Below are 26,076 nucleotides of genomic sequence, written 5' to 3' on the forward strand. Positions count from 1 at the left end.
ATGCCTTCGACCAGAATCCCCCTGCGGGTAGCCGCTATATTCTCCCCCGGTGGCAAGGTCACCCCCAAGTGGTTTGAACTGAACCGACGCAAGCATGAGGTCAAGGAAACGACCTATTTCTGGCAGGACCGGGTCGGCGAGGTTCCTCGTATGCATTACGCCGTATCGGATGGCGAGGCGCTCTATGAGCTTGTCTACAATACCTGCGACCAAACCTGGACACTGGATGGACTCAAATCGGAACGGCCGTGAACCATAGAACCATTCTCCATATCGACATGAACGCCTTCTTTGCCTCGGTCGAGCAATCTGCCAACCCGGAACTGCGGGGCAAACCGATCGCCGTGGTCGGTGGTCACGGACGGACGGTAATCACCACCAGCTCCTATGAAGCCAGGGCCAAAGGGGTCAAAACCGGCATGGCAATCTGGGAAGGGAAACGGACCTGCCCGGAGCTGATCATCGTGGTCGGCGATAATCGCAAGTACACCCACACCTCCACCAAGATCAACGAAATCTTCCGCGACTTCACGCCTGAGGTCGAGGCCTTCAGCATCGATGAATCCTGGTTGGACGTCACCCATTCCCTTTCCATCTTCGGCAGCGCAGTTAACATTGCCTATCAAATCAAGGCCCGTATCAGACACAGCTTCGGTATCACTTGCTCAATCGGCATCGCCCCCAACAAACTCCTGGCCAAGCTGGCCAGCGACATGCAGAAACCGGACGGCCTGACGATAATCACCCCGGAAAATGTATCCCGCATCCTTGAGCGCATGCCGATCAATGAACTCTGTGGCATCGGCAAGAAGATGCAGCGGCACATCAACATGATGTCGATCTATACCTGCGGAGAATTAGGTCGCTGTGACGAAGCACGGCTGACACGTAAGTTCGGCATTATCGGCAGGCGCTTGAAGCAGATGGGACAGGGCATAGATAACTCGCCGGTAGTCCAGTTCGCCGAAGAAGGTGATGTCAAGAGCGTGGGGCACTCCAGCACTCTGGAACGGGATATTGATGATCCGGTGGAGATCCGGCGGTTTCTGCTCCAGCTCAGCGAAATGGTAGGAAGCCGTGCGAGACGCTACAACGTCAGCGGTAAGACAATCCATCTCTATGTACGGTATGCCGACTTCTTCTCTTCCTGGGGCAAGCAGACCACCCTGAAGAACTACATTAATCTTAGTGACGAGATTCATCGCGCGGCTCTCAGCATTCTCGATACGGTCGAACTGGAACAGCCGGTCAGACTCCTTGGAATCAGCCTGAGTAACCTCAAACACCAGGCCGAACAACTGCCCCTCTTCGAGGATGAGCGCAAGAAGCTCTTTGCCACCCAGGCTATGGACAGTATCAATGACCGTTTCGGCAGGATGTCCGTGACATACGGATCCCTGTTACCAGGAAAAGAGACTGCAGGTTCACATGTGATCCCACCCAGTTGGCGGCCGGATGGAATCAAAAATGTGGATGTGGAATGAACAAGCTGATAACCATACCGCTCCGTGATTTTGCATTGCCTGCCCCACGGACCGGAAGCATAGAGGCACATTCAGGCTACGGCCGCTCAGCAGCTGACGGCCAGGAAATACACGCACGGGTTCAGAAGAAGCGGTCAAAGACAGACCCCTCCTATCAATCGGAAGTGATCGTCAGCAGCCTGTTTGAGAGAGGGGGCTACTCATTTAAGATTGATGGCCGGATGGACGGGATCTTTCGGCACGATCCGCCAAAGATCGAGGAGATCAAGAGTACGTTCAACATCCGGGAATTGTCACATCGTCTGGCTGGCAACCCGATGGACCATCCTTACTGTCTGCAGCTGCTGACCTATGGCTACTTCTACTGGCGTGAACACCAGATACTCCCCGGGCTTTCCTTTCATCTGGTCTCCTCCCGAAACAGCGACAATGAAGACGTGGGTCTTGTGCTTGATCTTCCCCGGTATGAAGAGTGGCTTGACCTCCGCCTCGACGAACTGGTGGTTGAAGCCGGGCTGGCCGAAAAACGTGCCGCCAGGCGCCGCAAAGTTGCCGCCAATTTCACCTTTCCATTTGCAACACCGCGTCCCGGCCAGATCGAACTCATGCAGACAATCGAAGAGTTCATGGCAGAAAAGCATCCGATGCTCATTCAGGCCCCAACCGGCCTCGGGAAAACGGTTGGAGTACTCTATCCCGTACTGAAGGAAGCCCTGCGCCGGGGGCAGAGAGTCGTGTACGTCACGCCGAAGAACAGCCAGCACTCCGTTGCCGAGGACGCCGTCACTCGCTTTCAGGAGACTAGTGCAAAACTCAAATCCCTCTCGATTACTGCTAAGGGCAAGATCTGCTTCAAAAACGAACCGCTGTGCAACCCCGACTATTGTGAGTACGCCCGCAACTATTACGGGAAGGTGTATGAACATGGGATTCTCGATCTGCTGGCAAAGAAAAGGAAGTTGAAGGCCCGCACGTTTCGCGACCTGGGTGAACAGTACCAGGTCTGCCCGTTTGAGCTGCAGCTGGACTCCGCCCGTGCGGTGGACCTGGTGATCTGTGATTACAACTATGTCTTTGCCCCTCGCTCGGCGTTAGGCCGCATGACGGATCTCGGCGTTGATCAGACCGGCAAGCCCAACCTGGTGATCGATGAGGCCCATAATCTTCCAGCCAGGGCCATGGACTACTATTCACCGGCGCTCTCATCCGTCATTCTGGAAAACATGCGTGACGAGATCCGGAATGCGCATGCCCGGTTTCGCTATGAGGCGGAGGAGCTTCTGGACGGTTGTCTGCAGGCGGTTTTAGCCTGCCGGAAGGGAGATAACGCACAGCCGCAGCGGATCGAGCCGCCGATGGCGCTATTCCGTGACCAGCATGCACGGCTCAGCGCCTTCCTGTCGCGCTATCTCGACTCAGGAGTGGAGATACCCAACCAGGATGTGATTCTGCGCCTCTGCTATTACTGGGCGGAATTCACTGAGACCCTGGAGTTCGTCGGTGATCCTGACAGGCAGGAGTTCTTCACGACCTTTTACCCCCATGCAACCGGCGGCACCGTGAAAATAACCTGCTGCGATGCCTCGGCAATGCTGAAGGAGTGCTATAAGGAGTACGATAAGGTAGTCGGCTTCTCGGCCACACTGAAGCCCTTCGACTATTACGTGCGCCTTTCCGGTCTGGATAGCGTGAACGTCAGGACGGCAGAATTTGAAAGTCCCTTTCCGTGCGACCGGCGCAAGCTTCTGATCATCCCCCAGATTTCCACCCGCTACAGCCACCGTGAACGCAACTACCATAAGATTGCCGATGCCGTTCAGCGGATCACAGCGTTGCGAAAAGGGAATTATTTCGTCTTCCTGCCGAGTTTTGAATTTCTTGAGCGGGTAGCCGCACTCTTTCAGCCTCCGAAAGGTTTTATCGTGTTACGACAGGAGCGGGGCATGAAAGCCGCCGGTGTTGAAGCGATTGTCGAGAGCCTTCGCTCCCAAAGCGTGCCAACGATTGTCTTTGCAGTGCAGGGAGGTTCCTTTTCGGAGGGAATGGACTATGCGGGGGAAACGGTGATTGGAGCCTTCGTGGTTGGTCCACCGCTGCCTACCTTCGATCTCGAACGGGAGCAGATGAGGAAGTACTACCAGCAAAAGTACGGTACCGGTTTTGATTATGCCTACACGATACCCGCCATGGCCAAGGCGGTTCAGGCTGCAGGGAGGGTCATCCGCTCGGAAACGGACAAAGGACTCATCATTCTGATGGACAGAAGGTTTCTGGAGCCAGGTTATAGTCAATCGATGCCGGCGGACTGGTTTACATCAGAAGTGACCGAGATCGTATCGGAGAGTATTTTGAGTGATGTTGCTGCTTTTTGGGCAACATAAAATTCCGGCCATGTAGGCTGGAGGGAGTAAGTACCCACCGAATAAGGGAAATCACGGAGCTACTCTTCAGAATATTAGCTTACACCTTCACTGTTCGTTTAGAATTCAGCCAAGCCTCAACTTCAGTACGGCGCCAACCGACCCGTTTTTCAGTTAGAAAAATTCTGGCAGGAAATTGACCGCTTCCTTCCAACCGCCAAAGAGTGGTACTCGACAGTCCGGTCATCCGAACAACTTCGTTACGGCGGACTATTTCGGCCTTCACTGATTGATTTGCTACAATCGGCGGGGCAACTTGCGGCAACTGTAAAGCGGTTCGCCGGGAAGTATCACGTATCTCGGTCAGTATTGGCATTAGAGTGTGTATCACTTTATCGGCTATTGCCTGGATATCTGCTGCATCAAGAGCAATTTGCATACACCACCTCCAAAATAGATGACTGTAAAGTGGTCCACTAAACCCACAGCGGGCCAATACTGAAGAAGCCGATGAATATTTATCATTCATCCATCCAAGATGAGGATATGGAAAGTTTCTACCCCCGATTTTAAGTTGCTATCTTAACTGGCCGAAAAAATTTGCCGACCTCAAAGCCTCTAAAGTCTGTTATCTCAGGAATGTCTGCAAAGTTTATATCCTCTTCTGGCATAGCTTCCAGCTTTTCTAATTCTGCCATCTGTTTATTAGTGAGTTCCTTCTTCATAGCCTCTCCATGCCTCTGTTTTATGTCAATTACGACATTAAACTCATCTATTATCTGACTCGGATAAAATTTCTTTCCCGACCGGGGCACCGGTTTGAACTTCAGCGTGTATATTTTCATCCGTAACGAGATCGAGAAGATCCCCCAAAGATTTCCGGGCCAATGGTAGTTGCTGTACCTTGTCAAAATGACAATAGAACTTGTCCGACTGCTCGTTTAAATGAAAATGCCCGAAGTGCCAGAAGTCGAAGTCGAGACCTTTATCTATTAGCCTCTGCAGCATGACCTCCGTCGGATCCGATTTTCCTTTAAATGTTCCAGTATGAAAATGTGCCGCCTGGCTGAGCGGGCACGTGTGAGAAATGACATGGTCAACTCGCCACCCGACCCTGTCCAAATTCCGACATGCGTTCTCAAAGTCGTCTTCAGACGGAACTTCTTCTGGCCACCAATCAACGCCCTCGGTGCGGCCTTTATTCCATTCCCTGTCACCAAAACCGGACCAAGCAAGAGCTGGCGTTAACCAGCCCGGTTCTTTATCATGACTTCTGGCGCCACCAAAGGCCAAAAAGGTTTCACCCTCGATGGTGAAGATCTCTCCTCGCTTGAGATAGAATATATTCTTCCGGACCTGATATGCCAGCCCGCCATAGATTTCAACCAGCGGAAATTCACCACTAAACAGACGGGCGAAGTTTTCATGATTGCCATCAACGGCAAGCCAGGTCGCTCGTTGGCGTAGTTTTGACTCCAAAAAGTAGTCCTCATCTCGACGATGCTTTTCATTGGTGTGATAGTCGGGCCACCAAACCCCACCAAAATCACCACAGCAGAGAACTATGTCGCCGCGTTTGGCTGGCTTGAACATCTGAGAAGAGACGTGATATGCCGTCATGCCGCCATGAAGATCTCCGGTTACATGAATCATATCTCGATAATCTCCGCGATACAGGGCTTCCGGTATTCTGCTCCAGACGAGATCACTCTCAGATTCGGCAGGATTTGGGCATAACCAGGGCTGTGGGTATGACCGCAGTAGACAGTCATACTGACATCAGGATGTGCCAACATAGTAGCCTTTAACACTTCGCCGGTTGCTTGACAGCCGAAATGCGGCAAAAAATCAGCATCAGTGTTCTTGCCCTCATGCCATGTTGCAGCTGCAAACGGGGGTACGTGGAGGCCCACAATGATGTGCTTGTACTTTCCAACCGCCTTGGTGATCTGGGCCTGCAAATGTTCAGCAGCCAAGTTGCCGAGATGATTCTGAACTTCCAAACGTTGTGCTTTTGTCAGATTAGACAGTTCTTTGATGTGGAAGTAATCGTTAAGCTGGACAGTTGATCCGAGCGGATCGCCCAGGCGGCCATCGGCGAGGCCTTCGTGTCCAATCAGACATGTATCGTCAGTTAGGCTTACCGGTTTGTGTTGATTTGATAGCCAAGTCAGATACAAATGCCCGTCGACCAACTTGGCCACCTCATCATTGACCTCTTTGATGGCAGATCCGTAGTAGTCGTGATTTCCCAACGTGAAATAAATCGGCATCCGGAGAACGTCAGCTATGTATTCCAAATATTGTAAAAGTTGTTTGGACGATGCAATGTCGCCGGTAATTAAGACTCTATCAGCCCCAGATGATCTAATAGACTCACAAAGAGCGTCTACTTCGGCCCTCCCGACCATATTTAGATGTAAATCCGTCAGCCAAGCTATTTGAATATTACTGCCCCCACCATCTTCCAATTTCACATTTCCATCCTTCGGTTCCAAAGGCAACTGCACCAGCTCGTTCAGAGTTGTATCGTAGATCCAGCAGGAGCTGCCGTGGTTGGTCGTATCCAGGGCAATATAATTAGGTTCAACAATTGGTCGTATATGCTCCATGTGACCGAAGATTTGTTTAATATTTTCCGGCAACAAATTGCCCTCGACAAAAATACAGTGATTAAAAATAAAGATAGACTGATAAAGATACTGATCTTCGTGGCCCATCTTCCGCTGTTTCAAATATAATTCCCAACCACTATTGAGTGTATCGGCCAACACCGTTACGTCGCTTACTTGTTCGGTGAAGCAGCTGTTCAACCCGGCGTGAGTAAGCAGCCAACCGTCAATAGCATAGGCCACCTGAAAGCGGCAAAGATTGGCCTCAAGGACACGCCGAAACTTATGAGCATTAGCTGCTTGGTACCCAGGAAACTTGAACAGAGGATCTGATAAATAATGGACTTCGTGATTGCCAAGCAAAAGTATGGCCTTTGAATTCATCAACATTTCAAGGCATTCAAGCTGTTTTTTATAAGGTTCTACAAAACTATCCACGTAATCGCCCAAGGCAATATGCAGTTCTTCCGGTTTGTAATCCAAAAAGGCTTGTGCCTTCTCGATATCTCCGTGTATGTCTCCTACGATAATTGCCATTTTGGTCACGGTCTCAGTAGTACAAATTGCTCTATCTCCGTATCATAGATCCACCAGCCATCCTCAATATGAATGTTGATATGGTTGCCTTTTCGCATCGGGCCCTCAACGGAGGTATGTCCGAAAATCTGCTTCACTCGCTGGTCCGGTGGGTAGCTCGGCTCCCAACGCGGATCGTACCAAAAGATCCCTCCGAATGGATCGTCCCCACCCCTGACCACTCCAGCAAAGAATAGCGAGGTTTTGCTGTTTTTTTGATTAGCAAGATCCCGTGAAAACTCGGCGTTAATCCACTTCGCGATTGCCTCAGTATCACCAGAATCCCAAGGGCATACAGGTAAGGCGGCAGTGAGGGCAGTCGATATGCCGGCGTGGGTACAAAGCCACCCATCAACTGAATATGCAGCTACAAAGCGGCCAATGCCAGCAGACTCATAGCGTTCGCGTAAGGCGCGATATATGGCCGGGTATCTCTTAGAGACGCAGCAGGACCTCATCCTCACGAAGACAGTTAAGTGCCATTGTGTTTCCCCTTACGTTCCCTCGAATCTGGCCAGCATCCGTGCCCTAACTTTCCCTATATTCGTCCCATTATATCGCACAACATTTGGATGAGAAAAACCTGCATTGTAATCGTGTGCCGGCATAACAACCAGTCCTTGGGGACAATGTTCAAGCCACTGTAAAATGTAATCCGGCCAATCATCGACGAGCAAAGAACCGTACACAAACCGCTTATTGTTTGTGATAGTAACCCCATAGATAGTGTCATTCAGATATTTATTGCACCACTCAATCTTTTCCGAGCAGACTGAGTACTTCAAAGATGGTCCTTTCGTGAGAACAAATATTTCGTAGCCGATTTCTTTTGCTACTTCAAGCACATCCCAACCGAGTTGAAACTTTTTGAGTTGGAGCCACCAACCAAATTGAGAAGTAATGACACGGCGTCTGGCTACCAAATAAGGAATCTCAGAATAAACCGAGTAATGAACCGGGCGCAACTCATACTCGGAGGTGAGACTTTGGAGGTCTTTGAGAAGTTGGTCATTGTAATCAGCCAGGGTATCGGCCAAGTCAAATAATGCAATTTTGTGGCGTTTCATTTTTTATTTGTTGATGTCCAAACAGTCACCTTCTCAACTGCCGACAAATTTTTGTTCTCTTTTCCCATGGCCAGAATATCTATGGCGTGCAACTTCCCATCAGCACATTCCGCGATATGTGTCTGCTCTGCAGGATCAGTAGATTTGTATATTGCAACAACTCGGTATAATCCTGGATCACCTTTATCGAGCCACGCGGGCGTCTGGAGAGAGAGGGTAGAACCGGGATATTCATGCAGGATAGCCGACCATCAAATAGAACTAAGCGAGCTAGCTCTGGTTCAACTGTTCAATGGCGTCCGTCAGAAAGCAAATGAGGCGATTCCGTCGGCTTTCCTGCCGTTCCCTCTCACGTCGACGTTCAAGGGCGCTCTGAACCATGCTAAAAAATTTCACTTTATCCTGAAGCTGGCAAAGCCAGGCATTAAACTCGGCCAGTCTCAAACGATCTACGCAAATACCTTCGGGTACAAACAATGGGAGAGTATGGCGATCGCACTAAGAGAATTCGAGGCGAAGCGGGCTACCGCATGGGAGTCAAAGTCCTAATCCGTGGATACTTTTGAACTGATTTAATCTCTGTAGGTGATATTCCCCGCCCCTTGGGGCGATTCAATATCAAATAAGGTTACAGATACCCCGCCAGTCGTCCCGCTTCATATTATTTATTACACAAGGCCCTGCAACTCTCAAAATCCATTTTTCTCTCGTCGTTTTCTGTATGCGACTTCAGAAACCTCCATTATGTTAAATTCTGCATCACGAACAGTTTCCAGAACATGGCTGAAAAAATGGACAAAACATCATGTTCATAGTCCATTTTCATTTAACATCAATGGACACGATGGTTTTAGTTATGTTGCTGATTTTCAACAAGTCCATCTGTCCATTTCATGGGTAACTTTCACGTATTTCGAGCCGAACCAGCGGCGCTCGATCAGGGCGATCTCGTTGCCGCCCACGATCACGACCGAGTTCCAGAGCAGAACACAGATAATTGCCAGGCCAAAAACGTACTGATAGTGACTTGCGATCCAGCTGAACAGGGCTACGGGGTCGTTCATGGGGTGCCTCCTGAGGTGGATTTCAATTGCGATGTATGTTTGCTACCTTGCTAAAACTTCCCTCATCCGGCCTTTGGCCACCTTCTCCCAGAGGGAGAAGGAAAAATAACTAACCCTCGCCCTCTGGGAGAGGGTGGCGCGGAGCGCCGGGTGAGGGTAAAGCCGTCAATGCCTCAAATATTGCCATCAATACAGACTCCGTCTCCGTCAGCAGCTGATTGTTCCAGAACCGCAGCACCTTGATTCCAGCACCTTCAAGTTCCTTTGTTCGTTCAGCATCGTATGCTGACTGATCTTCTGCGCTGTGTCCACCGCCATCCAACTCAATCGAAAGCTGTCTTTCGTGACAGTAGAAATCGAGTATGTAGCGACCGACCGGATGCTGACGACGAAACTTATAGCCTAAAAAACTGCGATTTCTCAGCAGGTGCCACAACAGTTGTTCCGCATCGGTCATGCTGGCGCGCAATTCACGGGCGTTGTGCAGGATATGGGGTGGTAACGTCTTGCTTTGTTTCATATGCTCAAAAACCTTTCCCTCATCCGGCCTTCGGCCACCTTCTCCCAGGGGGAGAAGGGATAAAAGAAAACCCTCGCCCTCTGGGAGAGAGTGGCGCGAGCGCCGGGTGAGGGGCAGGCCGGGGAAAGATCGCCAACCTCTTCAAAACTCCGTCACCCTGCTGCTTATCAGATACATCAAGGCGTTCCGTGTTTCCGGTGAAGACCCGGTAATATGCTGCCGCACCTGGTCCAGGCGTTGGCGGTCATTTTCGAGAATCTGGTGAACCGTCGTGAGTGGATACCACCCTGGCGGATCTAATGGGTGTGCAATGCTGTACTCATCGGCGGCCAGCTGATCCTGCCAGCGTAAGTTACTAACCATTGCCAGATCATACATCAGCAGTGCTAATGATCTATACGGCTCCGCCAGGCGTTCAAATGCTGGGGCGATGGAGAGGGTGATGGGTGTGGCAAGCTGATTGGCAAGTCCCGGGATCGTGGTGTAGCGGAAACCCGGTTCACGGTAGATGTACGACCAGGCCGCCAGTTCATAGGGGTTTAACGTCGGCACACTTGCAGCCGATAGAGCAGTCTGCTGCGCAATCAAAAGAGGTGGCGGAGATGTCGGTCTGCCAAGAATTTCCAGCAGCAGTTCCGGCGTCATGCCTGCCATAACACCGCCCAAGCCCGCCATGCGGCCGGTTATTTCCAGCATCAAATCGCCGTATTCGGGACTGGTTATAGTGGCGTTAAAAGACTCCATGCCCATCTTCATCAGCAGCACATCCTGCGTTGCCAGCGCATTGAATTCCAGCAACCGTAGCAATTGAATGTCATTTTGCGATGCAGCAGCAATCAACCCGCTGTCACCAGCCATCTGACGGCTTTTCGTGGTGTTCCATACGAGATCGATTACATTATAAATCCTCGCAAATCTGGGCGACGATATGCCGACATAGCCGAGGCTTGTGATTAGCTCACGGAGCATCCGGTAATTGCTGAGGTTCAGAATGCCGTTCATGTAACCCAGCCTCATTTCCGCCCTGGTAAACGGATCGATTCCCGGGGAGGCTTCAAGCGTGGTTTCTGCCGCTCCAGCGGCCGCGGCAAAGGCGGTCGAGATGGTTTCGAGGTTGATACCGGCTTCCGTACCGGCCGCTATCAGCCCCTGCAGCAAAACGGCAAAGGCCTCACCCCGGCGATAGGCCTCGACATTTTGATCGAAGGCGACGGAATCATCGACCGACGAGCGGTACAAGGCGGCAGCATCGGTCAATGCCCGGGAGAGCGCACTCATAAACGTGGAGATCTGCTTTTCGGTCAGGCTGTCCGATGCAAGCACCTGAGCGATCGCATCCGCTCCGGCAGCGATCGCCGCGCCAGCGGATTCGGCATTGGCGGTGCTTATGGCCGGCGTACGCAGAAGGGCCTGAGCGACCAGCAGGTGAAGTGGTGTAAGTTTTCCTGAAATAGCGGCGGCCTTGAGGATCGATCGGGCCTGCAGGTCGGTTGTCTCGCTGACCCCGACATCAACCGTACCTCCTGGCAGGGGTGCCGGCACGATGGTCTGGCGCAGGACCGCGCTCCCGTCCATGATCTGAAGGTGCAGGAACGGGGTAACCGCTGCCGAAGGGACCGTTGGGAAGGTGAAGGCAATTTTGCCGAGGGCATCGGTTTTTGCAATGACACTGGCGACCTCCTGCAACTGACCTTGCGCACTCAGGGCAGATAATCTGACCGTCAGCTCTTTGCTGAGTGGCAGGTTCATGGACCAGCTGCGAGCGGGAGCCACCAGCAGCAGCGCCGCGAGGAAAACAATTTTCACGTAGCAAATAAGCGATGTTTTCATAATCTCTCCCTACTTGCCGCTGCCTGTCAGACTGCCTGATTTGTCAGCGCTGTTGTCCGAACCGCTGCACCCGGCCATAACGGCCAGCAGCAGCATAACGAGAATAACTCCGATAATTTTTCTGACGGTATTCATGTTACCTCCCTTTTCTCCATCAACCCTGCCCGCCTTCATAAATCCGCCAGGGTCCGCTCCCCGAAGTCCGGTCTGGCGGGAGAAAAAGGGGACAGGCTGGTTTTTAATGTTGCATCCCAATAAAGTAGCTTGTCCCCTTATTAATCCCTGTGGTGTGTTTTGCAATGAATCCTTTCTACTTCAACCTCACTGCTACCAATTTGCCATCGCTTTCCAGTGCTCCGGTGGCGATGTAGAGCGTCCGATCAGCAGATATAGCCAGCATGCCGGGTTTTGGATAACTCCATACCGGCATCCTTGTCGCCAGGTCCAGGGCGTAAACAGCTTTGTCTGTGCTCACAAACAGAATATTGCGAGTCACCACAATATTCCGATGGAAGGAGGTGTCTGCAGTGCCGGTCGGCACCCAGCTCCACAAGATCCGCCCCGTTACTTCATCGATGGCATCGAGTGACATGGGGCTGTTACGCGCCGCATAGATCACACCATTTGCGACCGCTGGGGCTGTGAGGTACGCGTATGATGTCGACCATTCATATGATTTGGTGATGATGTTAAAACTCGAAAAGACGCGCTGTGCGTACTGTTCTACATTGCTGCTCGCACGACCGCTGAGGGCACCGCCAGCAAAAGTGAACACGTTGTTGCGCCCGCCAAGCATTGGAGCGCCGTGATAGTCGTAATCAATGTTTGAGCCAAAAGGATCGGCGATAGTGGCGGATGTTATCCCTGTCGTCCGGTCGATCAGAAAAAGAGCGTTACCGTTATAGTGGTAGGCATAGACGTTATCCACCGCCGGGGTGTACATGTCCCATACTCCACCCGCGGAATGGTTCCAGATGCGGGAACCATCTGCCGTTGAGAACGAATACGTTTCCCCTCCATAGTAACCTCCACCGCTATACACCTGATTGCCGTACACAGTGGGCGCCAGAACGTGGGGCCATTGACCTTCAAATGCCGACTTGTACAGGTAGGCGCCGGTATCCGCGTTAAAAGCCCAGAGGTACGTATCCTGATGACCGGTCACAGCTGCATATACCCGACCATTGCTCACTGCAGGCGGATTGAGCGCCGGCACCTGGCCGAATGAAACCCTCCAGGCCTCACTGCCGCTGCTTTCATTTAGCGCATGAAGAATACCCTGACCGAAATAAACATCCTTGGTGACATAAACCTTCCCTTTACTGGTAACAACCGCATTGATGCCGCCAATAGGCTCAGTGTCAGGCTCCCTGCTCCATTCCCATGCCTTGGCAAAGCGCGATGGTATTAACCAGATCGGGACGTAGCCCCGGTGAGCTGAATCGCGCTGGTGGGTTTCCCAGTCGGCAACGCCCGCCACATTCAAGGTATACCCGACAGTTTTGCTGGCTCCCGAATATGTTTCCAGGCAGTTTGAATCTTTGCAGGCACGAACTTCAACGGCACCGGTGTAGGTACCAGTCGTGAGAGTGGGCGGTGTGAACAGGTTAAAAGTAAAAGAAGCACCCGAAGTACCGCTCTTGCTTGCCGGAGTAACAAGTCTGCCGCTAACATCGCGCACTTGAAGGAACACCTCACTTGGCGGCACGGTTACCGCTGACCACGAGCCATCCAGGGTGAACTGGACCTCGTCGCCCGCAGCCAGGTTAATGTTTATGTCCTGAGACGTCAGGGCGACTTGAACTGCTGACCCTGAGGATGCACTATCTCCTCCGCCACAGCCCGCAAGGACTGCACTGAAAAGCAGCCAAAGAAACCTTATTTTCAAGTTTGCTGTATTATCCATATCATCTCTCCTGACGTAGTAAATCTGAGTTTATGACAAAGTTTCTTGTGTTGTCAGCCGGCATAATCCTTTAACTCAATTTCGCACTAATTTGTACGTGTATAGCACGTAAAATTATTAAAATAAATTTTATCAGTCTGATTACCAATATATTTACACATGTTATCAAAACCCTAACAATTGCAACTAAGTAAATGGTATTGCTTAGCTGTACCAGTATGCTATAACCGCAGCATAAATCCGAGCCGCCACCTGTGAAGTCAGTCAAAGACCATGCGTAGGCCATGAGCCAGCGGAGTTCTTACAGCTATGAAAAAACGAATCATCATCGCCATTCTCGGCCTGCTACTCATCATCGCCGCCCTGGCCGGCATCAAGGCCCTGCAGATCCGCAGGATGATCGATCAGGGCAAGAAATTTGTCCCGCCGGCGGAAACCGTCACCACCGCAATTGTTTCCAGCGATGCCTGGGAAAGCGCCCTGACGGCGGTCGGTACACTCAACGCCGTACAGGGGGTGGTCGTGTCCGCCGAACTGGCGGGCAAGGTGGCCCGGATCTCCTTTGAAGCCGGTAGCGCTGTCAAAAAGGGGGATATCCTGCTGCGCCAGGATACCACCTCGGAAGAGGCCCAACTGCCCGGCGCCCTGTCCCAGGTCAACCTCAACCGCGCCAACCAGAAACGCGCCGACAAGCTCTTTGCGGACGGGATCATCTCCCAGTCCGACCATGACAGCGCCGTATCCAATACGGAGCAGTCCCAGGCCCAGGTTGACAACATCCGCGCCACCATCGCCAAAAAGACCATCCGAGCCCCCTTCAGCGGCCGCCTCGGCATCCGCCAGGCCAACCTGGGCCAGCACCTGCGTGAGGGAGATCCGATCGTGACCCTGCAAGCCCTGGACCCGATCTTTGCCGACTTCAGCCTGCCCCAGCAGCAGCTGGCCCAGGTGCGTATCGGCCAGACCGTGCGGGTAACAAGCGATGCCCTGCCGGGCGAGACGGTCCAGGGCAGGATCAACGCCATCAGCCCCCAGGTGGATGCCGACACCCGCAACATCAAGGTCGAAGCAACACTCTCCAACCGCGGCGAAAAACTGCGGCCGGGCATGTTCGTCACTGTTGCCGTCGGCCTCCCGCTCCGGCAGAAGGTGCTGGCGATTCCGGCCACCGCTGTCCTTTACGCACCCTACCGGGACTCAGTCTTTGTAGTCGAAACGGGCAAGTCCGGCCAGGTCCTGCGCCAGCAGTTCGTGCGCCTGGGCACAAAACGGGGCGATTTCGTGGCGGTTACCGAAGGTCTCAAGGTAGGGGATATCGTTGTCAGCACCGGCGTATTCAAGCTGCGCAACGGCCAGTCGGTCGTGATCGACAACAAGCTGGCGCCCGCCTTCAAACAGGCACCGACACCGGAAAACAACTGATCGTGGGCCATCTATGAAACACATCACCGATCTCTTCATACGCCGCCCGGTGCTGGCCCTGGTGATCAACCTGATCATCGTCATTGCCGGCCTGCAGGCCATCCGCACCCTCAACGTGCGCCAGTATCCGCGCAGCGAGAATTCGGCCGTGACCGTCACCACCGTGTATGTAGGCGCCAGCGCCGACCTGGTGCGCGGCTTCGTCACTACGCCCCTGGAACGCGCCATCGCAGCATCTGACGGCATCGAGTACATGGAGTCCCAGAGCACCCTGGGGGTCTCGACCATCAAGGTGCGTCTCAAGATCAACTACGATGCCACCCGGGCCCTGGCCGAGATCAGTTCCAAGGTCGATCAGGTACGGCGGGATCTGCCCCCCGAGGCCGAGGTGCCGGTCATCAATATCGAAACGGCCGACAGCCAGTTCGCCTCGGCCTATCTGAGCTTCACCTCCGATCTGCTCAAGCAGAACGAGATCACCGAGTACCTGGTGCGGATCGTCCAGCCGCGCCTGTCGGCCATCGAAGGGGTGCAGCGGGCCGATGTCCTGGGCGCCCGCACCTTTGCCATGCGCATCTGGCTCAAGCCGGAACGGATGGCGGCCCTCAACATCTCCCCGGCCCAGGTGCGTCAGGCCCTGGCGGCCAACAACTTCCTGGCGGCCCTCGGCCGCAGCAAGGGGTCGTTCATCCAGGTCAACCTGACCGCCAACACCAACCTGAACACGACCGAAGAGTTCCGGCAGCTGGCGTTGCGCGATCAGAACGGGGCCATCGTGCGGCTGGGGGACATTGCCGACGTGACCCTGGGAGCAGAGGACTACGATGCCGAGGTGCACTTCTCCGGGCAGACCGCGGTCTTCATGGGGATCTGGCCGCTGCCCAACGCCAACTCCCTGGACGTCATCAAGCGGGTGCAGGCCGAGATGAAAGCCATCCAGCGCGACCTGCCCACCGGCCTGCAGGCCCGCGTGGCCTACGACGGCACCAAATACATCACCAACGCAATTCATGAGGTGCTCAAAACCCTGGGTGACACCCTGCTGATCGTGATCGTGGTCATCTTCCTCTTCCTGGGCTCCTTCCGTTCGGTGTTGATCCCGGTGGTGGCGATTCCGGTATCCCTGATCGGCGCCGTATTCCTGATGCAGGCCTCCGGCTTTACCGTCAACCTGCTGACCCTGCTGGCGATTGTGCTCTCGGTCGGTCTGGTGGTGGATGACGCTATCGTGGTGGTGGAAAACGTGGAACGCCACATGGGCGAGGGCAAGACACCCCTGGAAGCGGCCCTGATGGGCGCCCGCGAACTGCTGGGCCCGATCGTCGCCATGACAATCACCCTGGCGGCGGTCTACCTCCCCATCGGCCTGCAGGGGGGCCTGACCGGCTCCCTGTTCCGCGAATTCGCCTTTACCCTGGCCGGTGCGGTCACCATTTCCGGGATCGTCGCCCTGACCCTGTCGCCGCTCATGTCAGCCAAACTGCTCAAGCCCGGCATGGAGGAACACGGCCTGGCCGGCCGCATCTCCCGCGACTTCACGCGTTTGAGGCAATTCTACGGCCGCCTGCTGGATGTCACCCTGAGCGCCCGGCCGGCAGTCTACACGGTCTGGTTCGTAATCACCGGGCTGACGATCCCCATGTTCAGCATGTCCGCCAGGGAACTGGCTCCGACCGAGGACCAGGGGGTCATCTTCGGCATCCTGGACGCGGCCGCCAACTCGACCCTCGACCAGAACAGCCGTTTCGCCGCTGCCGTCAACCAGGTCTTCATGAGCGTTCCCGAGACCGACTTCACCTTCCAGATCACCTTTCCCAGCTCCGGATTCAGCGGCCTGGTCGCCAAGCCCTGGGATGAGCGCAAACGCAACATCTTCCAGATCATGCCCGAGGTGCAGCGTAAACTGCAGGCCATCCCCGGGGTCCAGGTCTTTCCGGTGACACCTCCTGCACTGCCGGGCGGCGGCCAGTTCCCGGTGGAGTTCATCCTGGCCTCTACGGCCGAGACCTCCCAGATCCTGGAGTTTGCCCAGCAATTACAACTCAAGGCCATGGGCAGCGGCATGTTCGCCTTTCCACCGATCATTGATACCAAGATCGACCAGCCCCAGACCGAATTCGTCATCGATCGCGACAAGGTCGCCTCGCTCGGGCTGAGCCTGGAGCAGATCGGCTCGGACCTGGGCGGAATGATCGGAGGCAATTTCGTCAACCGCTTCGACATCTCCGGCCGCAGCTACAAGGTCATACCGCAGATCCAGCGGGTCGGCCGCCTCAACCCGGAGCAGCTGAAGGATGTCTATGTCACCGGTCCCAACAACAAACTGATTCCGCTCTCCACCGTGGCCACCCTGAAGGAGTCGGTCGTACCCCGCTCACTCAACCGTTTCCAGCAGCTCAACGCCGTCAAGATCAGCGGTGTTGCCATCCGGCCGCTGGACGAGGCCCTGCGTTTTCTGGAAGACGAGGCCGGCAAGATCCTGCCCAGGGGCTATGTGCTCGACTACACCGGCGAGTCACGCCAGCTCCGTACCGAGGGAAACAAGTTCCTGCCCGCCTTTGCATTGGCCATTATCCTGATCTTCCTGGTGCTGGCGGCCCAGTTCAACAGCTTCCGCGACCCGTTCGTCATCCTGGCCGGTTCGGTGCCGCTGGCCATTTTCGGCTCGCTGATCTTCACCTTCCTGAAGATGCCGGATCCGAACGTCGCCTTCTGGACCCGCGGCTGGACCACCACCATGAACATCTATTCCCAAGTCGGCCTGGTGACCCTGGTCGGCCTGATCGCCAAGAACGGTATCCTGGTCGTCGAGTTCGCCAACCAGCTCCAGCTGCAGGGACATCCCAAGCTGGAGGCAGTGCGCCAGGCGGCCATGATCCGGCTGCGGCCGATCCTGATGACCAGTGCCGCCACCATTGCCGGCCATTTCCCCCTGACCCTGGTCACCGGCGCCGGGGCGGCTGCCCGTAACTCCATCGGCCTGGTGCTGGTGGGCGGCATGTTCGTCGGCACCCTCTTCACCCTGTTCGTCGTCCCTTCCATCTACATGCTGATCGCCCGCGACCACAGCCGGGACCGGGAGCGGGAGGCGGAGGTAGACGCAGCAGAAGTTTAGTCGCATCCAGTGTTGTCCACTCAGGTTTTTGCATTTGTCTTATCAGTCCCCCCTCCCCTTGCGGGAGGGGGTTAGGGGGTGGGGGAACTCGTTATATTTGACTCCGTTGGCAACGTCACCCACCCCTCAATCCCCTCCCGTCAAGGGAGGGGAGGCTAACTACTAAAACCAAACCGGACCTTACTGAGTTACATGTGGATGTATAACGCTTCAATTAATTATGCTCAAAGGGATTAAGGTTCATATGACAACTCCAGATTACCGTCTCGACGGCATATACAAACAGCGCCAGGACGGTTTTTTCATGCAGCGGGTCAAACTGGCGGCCGGGGTAATCTCTGCTGCTCAGGCACGCACGGTGGCGGTGCTCTCGGCGCGCTTCGGACAGGGGACGATCCACCTCACCAGCCGCGGCAGCATGGAGATCCATTGGCTGCAGGAAACAGATCTGGCCGCAGTAAAACAGGTGCTGGCAGCGGTCGGGCTGACTTCGCGCGGTGCCTGCGGCGGGGCTGTGCGCGGTGTGACCTGTGCCAGCCAGGGGGCAATCGGCTTTCCGGCAGTCGAGGCGCTGGCGCGCCGGATCCATCGCCACTTCACCGCCAATCCCCGCTTCGAGCGGCTGCCGAAGAAATTCAAGATCGGGGTCGAGGCCGATGCCAGCGGGAAACGGCACCTGATTCAGGATGTGGGACTGGTGCTGTCCGGCAGTACCGCCGCGGAATCCCGATACGACCTGTATGTCGCCGGCGGACTGGGTCGCGAACCGCAGGCCGGTGTTCTCTTTGAATCATCCGTCAGCGAAAACCGGGTCATCCCCCTGATCGAGGCGATTGCCCGGGTCTACGCTGCCCATACCCCGGCCGGCAAACGGCTCAAACACCTGCTGCGCCAGATCGGTGAGACGGAGTTCCGCAGGCTGGTGGCAGGGGAACCGTCCGCTACTGAAGAACTCCCGCACGTAACAGGATTGCCGGAATTCCCGGCGCAGCCCTCCGGCAGCCGCCCCTTGCTGGCCCGGGTGCAGGCCGGCCAGCTGACGAGCGAACAGCTGGTCACCCTGGCGGACTTTGCCGACCAGTGGGCCGACGGCATCCTGCTGGCAACTGCGGATCAGGACATCAGTTTTCATATCAACCCACTCTTCGAACTGACGGACGCTGCGCAGGCCCTGGCCAGTTGCGGCTTCGACAGTCACCAGGTCACCTTCCGCATCTGCCCCGGCAGCCATCTCTGCCGGGTAGGGCTGTCGCCGACCCGTGACATCGCCCGCACCATAACCGACTCCATGGGACCGGCCGCACAATCGCTTACCTGGGCCATTTCCGGCTGCCCAAACTCCTGCACCCAACCGCAGCTGGCCGATGTCGGCATCGTCAGTTCCAACCTGGTAAAGGATGACACCGGCGAACGCACGCCCCGCTTTGACCTTTACCACGGAAATTGTGAGGGATTGGGAACTATCGTGGAACGCTCACTGACGCTCAGTGAGCTGTGCTGCAAGGCACAGGACATGCGGTAATTCACCCCGCGAACATATCCGAACGCCTCACCACCCTCGAACCATTCCGCTCGTGCTTCATGCACGCCTGACCACGTTCCATCGTCTCCATCAATCCAACGCGACCCTTCAATCGCTACAACCAATTGGCCTCGCAGGTGATTTGCATGTATAAAACAAACATGCTTATCTACATTTCACCTGTCAGGAGTCAATGATGCGCCACACACGAATGTTACTGATCACAATACTATGCCTTAGCTGCTTGCTGGCCTCAGCCTCCCTTCTTTTCGCAGCCGACCCGCAGCCTGCACCGTTCCGGACTATCTCAACCGAGGAATTGAAACAGATGCTCGATAGCGGCAAGCAGGCGCCTCTGGTTGTGGATGCCCGCAACCCGGAAGAATATGATGAGGTCCATATCAAAAATGCCGTCAATATCCCGGTGTCAAAACTGGAAAAGGATCCGACCCTGCTGCCGGCCAACAAAAAGCAGGGCATCGTGTTTTACTGCAACGGGATCAAGTGCGGCAAGAGCAAGAAGGCCGCCCAGATCGCAGCCGCGCAGGGCTATGTCAACCTGATGGTGTATGGCGAGGGGATGCCGGTCTGGGAGGAAAAAGGGATGTCGATCTATGCCGGTCCGAACTACGAGAAGAAGGTGGAGACCAGCAGGCTGAAGCCGGGGGAATTGAAGTCGCTCATGGAAAAGCAGCCGGCAACGCTGACGATTGTCGATGTGCGCGACAAGGCAGAATACGACCAAGGGCACATTCCGGGTGCCATCAATATCCCGGCAGCCACATTTGCACTGCAGTCCGGTGTGCTGGAGAAAGACAAGCGCATCATCGTCTACTGCAACTCCGGCGGGCGCAGTTACAACGCCTACCGCAAGCTGCAGAAACTGGCATATCCGAACATCAACCAGGTCATCTACGCCGACTGGGAGTTCGATGGCCTGCCGGTGGTGAAGTAAACTTTACAAAACGTTTGCCACAGAGGACACAGAGTTCTCAGAGGGAAATCGAACAAATTTCGATTTCCCTCTGAGACTCTGAAGAGTATTTTTTTCGTTTTCTCTGTGATCTCTGTGGCAACCGCCTTTATCGGTTCCAACAATTTAAAGCGGGCCCGGAAAACATTCCGGGCCCGCTGTTTTTACGTTATCTCATGCTCACCGGCACCTGTACCGATCTGGTGGTGACGTAACACCTCCAGCAGGTTGGCAATTCCGTTGACAGTTTTCAACCCACCCCACGCAAAAAGATCCTCCAGGGCGACCTCCGGCTCGCAGCGCGGAAAGGGTCCGTCCGAGAGCAGATGAATCAGCTTCATGGTCTTCAGTCCGTCGAACCAGCCATGGAAGGCCTTGAGCAGCGCCTCCTGACCGGGATTGTTCCGTCGCAGCTTGCCCCAGATCTCCTCAAAGCGGTTGAGTTCGAGAAACGCTTCCAGATCAGGGGAAATTCCCCTCGCCTGCAAGCGGAGAAAGTCTCCGTCAGCATCAATATGGTCTGCTATCAGGGTCAGCCAGGCAGCCAGCACGCGAAAACAGGCCGGGTGATAGAACAGCTGCTCCCCTTCCCCGCCGGTCTGCATCCGTGTTACGCTGCGGCCGGTTCCGAACGGCACCCGGTGGGAAGCGCGCGGAGAGGGGTGGACGACCGTACCGCTCAGCTGTTCGACGCCGACGGTCCGGGCCAGCTGCTGCAGGAAATAGAAATCCTCCCCGGCAGCCCGGCTGTTCATCCCGCCTATTTTCAGGTAAGCGGAGGCACGGCAGGCCATGGCACTGCCGACCGAATGAAAGGCATAGGGGGAGCCGGCCAGGGCCAGGCCAAATACATAGCCACGCAGGAAGAGCTCATAACGGGTGATGATCCGGTCTGCTTCAGGAGAAGGCCCCTGTTGATGGATAAAGGGGATAACCGCAGCGCCGCAGCGGCTGACGGCAAAGTGATTGACCAGCGCGTGCAGATAATCGGGACGGACAAGCGTATCCGCATCCAGGCAGACCAGGATCGGTTCAGCGCTGAGAGGGGCAATGCGCGTCAGGGCCAGATCCAGGCCAATGCGGCGGGCCAGCCCGACACCGCCCCCCTTGAGCGGCATTTCCAGCCCGTCAGAAGCGGCATTTATCCAGCCCAGCTTCAGTCGTGACAGACGCGGGTCGCCGGCCGCCAGCAGCTTCAATGTCGCCAGGTTGTCGGCCTTGTCCGGGTCCGGTGCATCCGTGCGCTGATTGACCACCACCAGGACCAGAAAAAGTGCGCAGAGCTCCGGCGGATTTGCGGCCAATGAACAAAGGGTTGCAAACAGGGTGGCAGATTCCGCCAGGGCCGGTATCACGACCGCCCCGCTGAAGCCACCATCTGTGCAACCCTCAATCCGCCACGGACCGTTCACGGCCCGGGTTTTCAGATAGGTAGTGAAACTCAACGCACCAGCTTCGACAGTTTTTTGAATTCTTCGCTGCCGGCCACTTTCAACAGCTGGAATACGACCGACTCGGTACTGGTAGGCACTGCGCCGGCCAGAGTCATGGACTCAACCGCGGTCAGCCAGTTCTGCTTGCTGCGGCTCATGACGGCATCCTTGACCAGATGCACCTCAAAACCGGCCTCACACAGATCGATCACGGTCTGCAGCACACAAACGTGGGACTCCATGCCGGTGACGATCACCTGGGTCCGCCCGCTGGCCTTGAGTTTTTCGACAAACTCGGGGCTGCCGCAGCAGCTGAAGGCCATCTTCTCATAGCAGGGTACAGCGCCGGCCTTTTCCTTCAGCTCCGCCAGGGTCGCCCCCAGCCCCTTGACATACTGCTCCGTGACCAGTACCGGCACGCCCAGTTCCGCGGCGCTCTCCAGCAGGATGCCGATATTTTTCGTCAGCTTGTGCAGGACCTTGTGATCCATGGCAACGCAGAGCTTCTCCTGCACATCAATCACCACCAGCACGGCCTTGTCACGATCCAGAAAGAATCTATCCTTTACCGACATAGCGCCTCCCGTTCTAAAGTTTGATCTATCAATCCCTCTTCAGTTCTATCCCCAGCTCATTGATCTTTTTGCGCAGGGTATTGCGGTTGATACCCAGAATATCGGCCGCCTTGACCTGATTCCAGCGGGTCTTTTCCAGGATGAAGCGGATCAGCGGGCGTTCGACCTGCTCCAGCACCATGGTGTAGATCTCCCCTTTTTCCAGCTGTTCAATCCCATTGAGACAGGAACGCAGCTTCATATCTACCAGTTCCTCCAGTGAGGCATCCTGGTTGCCGGAGGACTGCACACCGGACACGGATTCCAGCCCGGCAAAGTCAGCGGTCGACAGGAGCGGGTCATTGGACAGGATCACCGCCCGCTTGATAGCGTTTTCCAGTTCGCGCACGTTACCAGGCCAGGAGTAACCGGTGAGGATGGCCATGGCCTCGTCGCTACACTGCTTGGTCGGAACGTCCATCTCTGCACAGACCCGGCTCAGGAAGTACTGTACCAGCAGGGGGATGTCCTCGCGGCGCTCGCGAAGGGCAACCAGGTTGATCGGTACCACGTTCAGGCGATAGTACAGGTCTTCGCGGAACTCCTTCTGGCGGACCTTTTCGATCAGCTCCTGATTGGTTGCCGCTACAATGCGGACATCAACGGGAATGCTCTGATTGCCGCCGGTACGGGTAACCTCGCGCTCCTGCAGAACCCGCAGGATCTTGGCCTGCAGATCCAGCGGCATGTCGCCGATCTCATCCAGAAAGAGCGTGCCGTGATTGGCCTGCTCGAACTTGCCCAGTTTACGCTCCACTGAACCGGTGAAGGCCCCCTTTTCACTGCCGAACAGTTCACTTTCCAGCAGTTCCCGGGGAATTGCCGCACAGTTGATGGCCACAAAGGGTTTGCCAAGCCGGCCCGAGTTGAAATGAACGGCCCGGGCCACCAGCTCCTTGCCGGTGCCCGACTCCCCCTGGACCAGAACCGTGACATCGCTGCCGGCCACCTTGCCGATGGTTTTGTAGACCTCGCGCATGACCGGTGAATTGCCGATGATGTTCTTTTCAACCTGGTAACGGTCCTTGAGTTCCTGCTTGAGCATCGTGACCTGGCCAGCCACCTCCCGCGCCCGGCTGACCTTCTCGATGATGGCATCGATCACATCCAGGTCAAAGGGTTTGGTGATGTAATCGTAGGCCCCGCGTTTCATGGCTTCCACGGCATTTTTCATGCTGGCTTCGGCGGTCATGATCACGACCAACAGATCCTTTTTCTGTTCGCGGATCTTGTCCAGCAGGTCGAGGCCGTTAATGCCCGGCATCTTGATGTCAAGGATTGCCAGATCATAGCTGTTGTCCTGGATCATTGAAAGCGCCTGACGGCCGTCAATGGCCAGATCCACACTAAAGCCCTTGCGTTTGAGGGCCTTGGAGAGGACCCAGCGCATGCTTTCTTCATCGTCTGCAACCAGAATTCGTGTTATCGGCATAGCAACCTCAGTTCGTATTATTGTACCAGCGGCAGCAGCACCGTAAACTTCGTGCCATGCCCCTGGTCGGATTCCACCTTGATCATGCCGCGATGCTCGGCGACGATCTTGTGACAAATGGTCAGGCCCAGACCGGTGCCGCTGGATTTGGTACTGAAAAACGGGGTCCAGATGTTCTCCAGATCCTCCGGGGGGATGCCGGGGCCATCGTCCGAGATCTCGATCGCGACCATGCGGGAATTGCGTTCATTCTGGGTCATGCGGTAGTCTGACAGCACCCGGCTGACAACGGTCAAACGTCCGGATTCACCCATGGCATCGATGGCGTTGCGGATCAGATTCAGGAGCAGCCGGGTCACCATCTCCTCGTCAGCCATGATATCGGGAATACTGGGATCAAACTGCTTGGTGAAGCTGATCTCCCGGCTGCCGACCGCATGTTTCTGCAGCAGGAGTATATCTCCCAGCACCCGGTGCAGATTGACCGGACTCAGCTTCAGGCCTCGCGGAGAAGCCAGATCCAGCAGCTCGCGGATGATGCGGTCAATACGCTCGGTCTCACGGATCATGACAGCGGTATATTCACGCATGTCGCTGCTGTCCGGCAGTTCACGCTCCAGAAGCTGCGCCGCCCCCTTGATGCCGCCCAGGGGATTCTTGACCTCGTGGGCCAGACCGGCAGCCAGGGTGCCCAGCGTGGAGAGCCGGTCCGCCTGGCGCACGGCCGCCTCCAGTTCACGAATGTAGGTAATATCCTTGAGCGTCAGAATGGCCCCGATGTTCTCTCCACTGGCCAGCATGAGCGGATAACAGGTGACCGCAACCGGGGTGATCTTCCCGGTGCTGCGCACGACCACGTTTTCATGGTCCGAGATGGTGATGCCGGTGCGGATGGTCTTGGCAACCATCTCCAGGAGCGGTGCCTCGACGGAAAAGAGTTTATCGAAAGCGGTACCCATGGCCTGACGCCGGGAGAATCCGGTGATTTCCTCGGCGGCCGGATTATAAAGGGTGATCAGGCCGTCCGTTCCGACGACAATCACACCGTCGCCGACACTGTCGATAACGGTGGCGAAATAATCGCCCGGGGCGCCGGACAGTCCGCTGGAGATGTCAGCTGTGCGCATGGTGTTCATCCTCAGGCATTGCAGCTATCCTTTCCATCAGGGTGAGCAGGTCTTCAAGGCATCTGGTGCCGTTGGCGGCACGGCGAATGTCGGCGGCACCCGGAAAACCACGGGCATACCAGCCGACATGTTTTTTCATCTCCCTGACAGCAATCGCCTCAGAGGTCTCGCGACAGAACAACTCCAAGTGCTGTCGCATGACCTCAACCCGCAGCAGGTTGGTCACTGCCGTAACCTTACCCGTGGCAGCCAGCTCCGCGACCTGCCTGAAAATCCAGGGGGCCCCCAGCACACCGCGGGCAATCATCACGCCGTCACAGCCGGTCTCCCGCAACATGTTCAGGCAATCGGCCGCACTGAACAGGTCGCCGCTGCCCAGGACCGGGATGGCCACGGCCTGCTTCAGCCTGGCGATCTGGCTCCAGTCGGCATGCCCGGAAAACATCTGCGCGCGACTGCGGGGGTGCAGGGTAATGGCATCACACCCCTCGGCCTCGGCGATCCGGGCGATTTCAAGGTAGCTGTCATCACCACAGTGCCAGCCGGAGCGGATCTTGACCGTCAGCGGCAGGCTGCTCGCCGCCCGGACCGCGCGGACGATCTCGGCGATCTTGTCCGGCTCCCGCAGCAGGGCGCTCCCGGCACCGGTACCAACGACCTTGCGCACCGGGCAGCCCATATTGATATCCAACAGGTCTCCGTAACCGTCAACCATGCGGGCAGCCTCGGCCAGGCTCTGGGCGGTATCGCCGAAGAGCTGAATGCCGAGCGGCCGATCCTCCGGGGTACTTTTCAAGAGAGCCAGCGTATTGGCCCCTTCACGGACAAGGCCATTCACGCTGACCATCTCGGTGTAGGCCAGAGATGCGCCTTCACGGCGACAGAGAATACGGAACGGGAGATTGGTGATTCCAGCAAGGGGGGCCAGCACGACATTGTGCGCCAGGACAAGATCACCTATTTTCAATGGTTTCAGCATGATAGACAGTTGTGGTAATAAAGGATGGACAGGAGAACAA

The 26,076-nt window shown here is 55.7% G+C and carries 22 protein-coding genes; 7 read left to right on the forward strand and 15 right to left on the reverse strand.

Going from position 1 to position 26,076, the window contains the following annotated elements:
* Genes ACOCF6_RS06990 through ACOCF6_RS07000 form a run of 3 tightly spaced genes read left to right on the forward strand, consistent with a single transcriptional unit; the run spans position 1 to position 3,865 of the window.
* On the forward strand, positions 1–252 hold the full coding sequence (locus ACOCF6_RS06990; RefSeq protein ID WP_482459668.1) for a hypothetical protein: 252 nt from the start codon (positions 1–3) through the stop codon (positions 250–252).
* A complete protein-coding gene (gene dinB, locus ACOCF6_RS06995) occupies positions 249–1,484 on the forward strand; it encodes a DNA polymerase IV (RefSeq protein WP_482459669.1) in 1,236 nt (411 codons plus the stop codon). Before ACOCF6_RS06990 ends, dinB begins: the two co-directional genes overlap by 4 nt.
* On the forward strand, positions 1,481–3,865 hold the full coding sequence (locus tag ACOCF6_RS07000) for an ATP-dependent DNA helicase (RefSeq protein WP_482459670.1): 2,385 nt from the start codon (positions 1,481–1,483) through the stop codon (positions 3,863–3,865). The genes dinB and ACOCF6_RS07000 overlap by 4 nt, the downstream gene beginning before the upstream one ends.
* Positions 3,866–3,944: 79 nt before the next feature.
* Here the strand turns inward: ACOCF6_RS07000 and ACOCF6_RS07005 are convergent, their stop codons facing one another.
* The 10 genes from ACOCF6_RS07005 to ACOCF6_RS07050 all read right to left on the reverse strand — a co-directional run bounded on the left by ACOCF6_RS07005 (position 3,945) and on the right by ACOCF6_RS07050 (position 13,419).
* Positions 3,945–4,283, reverse strand: coding sequence for a helix-turn-helix transcriptional regulator (locus ACOCF6_RS07005; RefSeq protein ID WP_482459671.1), 339 nt, complete (start codon positions 4,281–4,283; stop codon positions 3,945–3,947).
* Between the two features lie 130 nt (positions 4,284–4,413).
* On the reverse strand, positions 4,414–4,569 hold the full coding sequence (locus tag ACOCF6_RS07010; protein ID WP_482459672.1) for a hypothetical protein: 156 nt from the start codon (positions 4,567–4,569) through the stop codon (positions 4,414–4,416).
* 43 nt (positions 4,570–4,612) lie between these two features.
* Positions 4,613–5,497: a metallophosphoesterase gene (locus tag ACOCF6_RS07015; protein WP_482459673.1), complete on the reverse strand. Its 885-nt coding sequence runs from the start codon at positions 5,495–5,497 to the stop codon at positions 4,613–4,615.
* Entirely contained in the window at positions 5,494–6,993 is a 1,500-nt protein-coding gene (locus tag ACOCF6_RS07020) for a metallophosphoesterase (RefSeq protein ID WP_482459674.1), read from the reverse strand. The genes ACOCF6_RS07015 and ACOCF6_RS07020 overlap by 4 nt, the downstream gene beginning before the upstream one ends.
* A gap of 533 nt (positions 6,994–7,526) precedes the next feature.
* Positions 7,527–8,099, reverse strand: a complete 573-nt coding sequence (locus tag ACOCF6_RS07025; RefSeq protein ID WP_482459675.1) for an HAD family hydrolase — start codon at positions 8,097–8,099, stop codon at positions 7,527–7,529.
* 869 nt (positions 8,100–8,968) lie between these two features.
* Positions 8,969–9,163 carry a hypothetical protein gene (locus ACOCF6_RS07030; RefSeq protein WP_482459676.1) on the reverse strand — a complete coding sequence of 65 codons (195 nt, stop codon included), beginning with the start codon at positions 9,161–9,163 and terminating at the stop codon, positions 8,969–8,971.
* A gap of 109 nt (positions 9,164–9,272) precedes the next feature.
* On the reverse strand, positions 9,273–9,683 hold the full coding sequence (locus tag ACOCF6_RS07035; RefSeq protein WP_482459677.1) for an endonuclease domain-containing protein: 411 nt from the start codon (positions 9,681–9,683) through the stop codon (positions 9,273–9,275).
* A 141-nt stretch (positions 9,684–9,824) separates the two neighbouring features.
* On the reverse strand, positions 9,825–11,513 hold the full coding sequence (locus tag ACOCF6_RS07040) for a hypothetical protein (protein WP_482459678.1): 1,689 nt from the start codon (positions 11,511–11,513) through the stop codon (positions 9,825–9,827).
* Positions 11,514–11,522: 9 nt separating this feature from the next.
* Positions 11,523–11,648, reverse strand: a complete 126-nt coding sequence (locus tag ACOCF6_RS07045; RefSeq protein ID WP_482459679.1) for a hypothetical protein — start codon at positions 11,646–11,648, stop codon at positions 11,523–11,525.
* A 175-nt stretch (positions 11,649–11,823) separates the two neighbouring features.
* Positions 11,824–13,419 carry an outer membrane protein assembly factor BamB family protein gene (locus ACOCF6_RS07050; RefSeq protein ID WP_482459680.1) on the reverse strand — a complete coding sequence of 532 codons (1,596 nt, stop codon included), beginning with the start codon at positions 13,417–13,419 and terminating at the stop codon, positions 11,824–11,826.
* Positions 13,420–13,728: 309 nt separating this feature from the next.
* Between ACOCF6_RS07050 and ACOCF6_RS07055 the strand changes: the two genes are divergently transcribed.
* The 4 genes from ACOCF6_RS07055 (at position 13,729) to ACOCF6_RS07070 (ending at position 20,433) form a co-directional block, all read left to right on the forward strand.
* On the forward strand, positions 13,729–14,841 hold the full coding sequence (locus tag ACOCF6_RS07055; RefSeq protein WP_482459681.1) for an efflux RND transporter periplasmic adaptor subunit: 1,113 nt from the start codon (positions 13,729–13,731) through the stop codon (positions 14,839–14,841).
* 13 nt (positions 14,842–14,854) lie between these two features.
* Positions 14,855–17,956, forward strand: a complete 3,102-nt coding sequence (locus ACOCF6_RS07060; protein ID WP_482459682.1) for an efflux RND transporter permease subunit — start codon at positions 14,855–14,857, stop codon at positions 17,954–17,956.
* A gap of 244 nt (positions 17,957–18,200) precedes the next feature.
* A complete protein-coding gene (locus ACOCF6_RS07065; RefSeq protein WP_482459683.1) occupies positions 18,201–19,478 on the forward strand; it encodes a nitrite/sulfite reductase in 1,278 nt (425 codons plus the stop codon).
* A gap of 211 nt (positions 19,479–19,689) precedes the next feature.
* The gene (locus ACOCF6_RS07070; RefSeq protein ID WP_482463286.1) at positions 19,690–20,433 is read left to right on the forward strand and encodes a rhodanese-like domain-containing protein; all 744 of its coding nucleotides are present in this window, start codon (positions 19,690–19,692) and stop codon (positions 20,431–20,433) included.
* Between the two features lie 182 nt (positions 20,434–20,615).
* Here the strand turns inward: ACOCF6_RS07070 and ACOCF6_RS07075 are convergent, their stop codons facing one another.
* Genes ACOCF6_RS07075 through dusB form a run of 5 tightly spaced genes read right to left on the reverse strand, consistent with a single transcriptional unit; the run spans position 20,616 to position 26,036 of the window.
* Positions 20,616–21,863 carry a glycosyltransferase family 2 protein gene (locus ACOCF6_RS07075; RefSeq protein WP_482459684.1) on the reverse strand — a complete coding sequence of 416 codons (1,248 nt, stop codon included), beginning with the start codon at positions 21,861–21,863 and terminating at the stop codon, positions 20,616–20,618.
* Between the two features lie 29 nt (positions 21,864–21,892).
* Positions 21,893–22,459, reverse strand: a complete 567-nt coding sequence (locus ACOCF6_RS07080; RefSeq protein WP_482459685.1) for a hydrolase — start codon at positions 22,457–22,459, stop codon at positions 21,893–21,895.
* Between the two features lie 28 nt (positions 22,460–22,487).
* Entirely contained in the window at positions 22,488–23,930 is a 1,443-nt protein-coding gene (locus ACOCF6_RS07085) for a sigma-54-dependent transcriptional regulator (protein WP_482459686.1), read from the reverse strand.
* Between the two features lie 17 nt (positions 23,931–23,947).
* On the reverse strand, positions 23,948–25,057 hold the full coding sequence (locus ACOCF6_RS07090; protein ID WP_482459687.1) for a two-component system sensor histidine kinase NtrB: 1,110 nt from the start codon (positions 25,055–25,057) through the stop codon (positions 23,948–23,950).
* Positions 25,044–26,036, reverse strand: coding sequence for a tRNA dihydrouridine synthase DusB (dusB, locus tag ACOCF6_RS07095; protein ID WP_482459688.1), 993 nt, complete (start codon positions 26,034–26,036; stop codon positions 25,044–25,046). Before dusB ends, ACOCF6_RS07090 begins: the two co-directional genes overlap by 14 nt.
* Between the last annotated feature and the right edge of the window lie 40 nt (positions 26,037–26,076).

The organism is Geobacter psychrophilus (assembly GCF_056821595.1).

Excerpts from the sequence above, each read along its gene's own strand:
- ACOCF6_RS07045 (WP_482459679.1), bottom strand. The coding sequence starts at position 11,648 with ATGAATACCGTCAGAAAAATTATCGGAGTTATTCTCGTTATGCTGCTG.
- ACOCF6_RS07060 (WP_482459682.1), top strand. The coding sequence starts at position 14,855 with ATGAAACACATCACCGATCTCTTCATACGCCGCCCGGTGCTGGCCCTG.
- ACOCF6_RS07020 (WP_482459674.1), bottom strand. The coding sequence starts at position 6,993 with ATGGCAATTATCGTAGGAGACATACACGGAGATATCGAGAAGGCACAA.
- ACOCF6_RS06990 (WP_482459668.1), top strand. The coding sequence starts at position 1 with ATGCCTTCGACCAGAATCCCCCTGCGGGTAGCCGCTATATTCTCCCCC.
- ACOCF6_RS07070 (WP_482463286.1), top strand. The coding sequence starts at position 19,690 with ATGTTACTGATCACAATACTATGCCTTAGCTGCTTGCTGGCCTCAGCC.
- ACOCF6_RS07080 (WP_482459685.1), bottom strand. The coding sequence starts at position 22,459 with ATGTCGGTAAAGGATAGATTCTTTCTGGATCGTGACAAGGCCGTGCTG.
- ACOCF6_RS07000 (WP_482459670.1), top strand. The coding sequence starts at position 1,481 with ATGAACAAGCTGATAACCATACCGCTCCGTGATTTTGCATTGCCTGCC.
- ACOCF6_RS07010 (WP_482459672.1), bottom strand. The coding sequence starts at position 4,569 with ATGAAGAAGGAACTCACTAATAAACAGATGGCAGAATTAGAAAAGCTG.
- ACOCF6_RS07005 (WP_482459671.1), bottom strand. The coding sequence starts at position 4,283 with ATGCAAATTGCTCTTGATGCAGCAGATATCCAGGCAATAGCCGATAAA.
- ACOCF6_RS07050 (WP_482459680.1), bottom strand. The coding sequence starts at position 13,419 with ATGGATAATACAGCAAACTTGAAAATAAGGTTTCTTTGGCTGCTTTTC.
- dusB (WP_482459688.1), bottom strand. The coding sequence starts at position 26,036 with ATGCTGAAACCATTGAAAATAGGTGATCTTGTCCTGGCGCACAATGTC.
- ACOCF6_RS07085 (WP_482459686.1), bottom strand. The coding sequence starts at position 23,930 with ATGCCGATAACACGAATTCTGGTTGCAGACGATGAAGAAAGCATGCGC.
- ACOCF6_RS07015 (WP_482459673.1), bottom strand. The coding sequence starts at position 5,497 with ATGATTCATGTAACCGGAGATCTTCATGGCGGCATGACGGCATATCAC.
- ACOCF6_RS07030 (WP_482459676.1), bottom strand. The coding sequence starts at position 9,163 with ATGAACGACCCCGTAGCCCTGTTCAGCTGGATCGCAAGTCACTATCAG.
- ACOCF6_RS07040 (WP_482459678.1), bottom strand. The coding sequence starts at position 11,513 with ATGAAAACATCGCTTATTTGCTACGTGAAAATTGTTTTCCTCGCGGCG.
- ACOCF6_RS07065 (WP_482459683.1), top strand. The coding sequence starts at position 18,201 with ATGACAACTCCAGATTACCGTCTCGACGGCATATACAAACAGCGCCAG.
- ACOCF6_RS07055 (WP_482459681.1), top strand. The coding sequence starts at position 13,729 with ATGAAAAAACGAATCATCATCGCCATTCTCGGCCTGCTACTCATCATC.
- ACOCF6_RS07025 (WP_482459675.1), bottom strand. The coding sequence starts at position 8,099 with ATGAAACGCCACAAAATTGCATTATTTGACTTGGCCGATACCCTGGCT.
- ACOCF6_RS07035 (WP_482459677.1), bottom strand. The coding sequence starts at position 9,683 with ATGAAACAAAGCAAGACGTTACCACCCCATATCCTGCACAACGCCCGT.
- ACOCF6_RS07090 (WP_482459687.1), bottom strand. The coding sequence starts at position 25,057 with ATGCGCACAGCTGACATCTCCAGCGGACTGTCCGGCGCCCCGGGCGAT.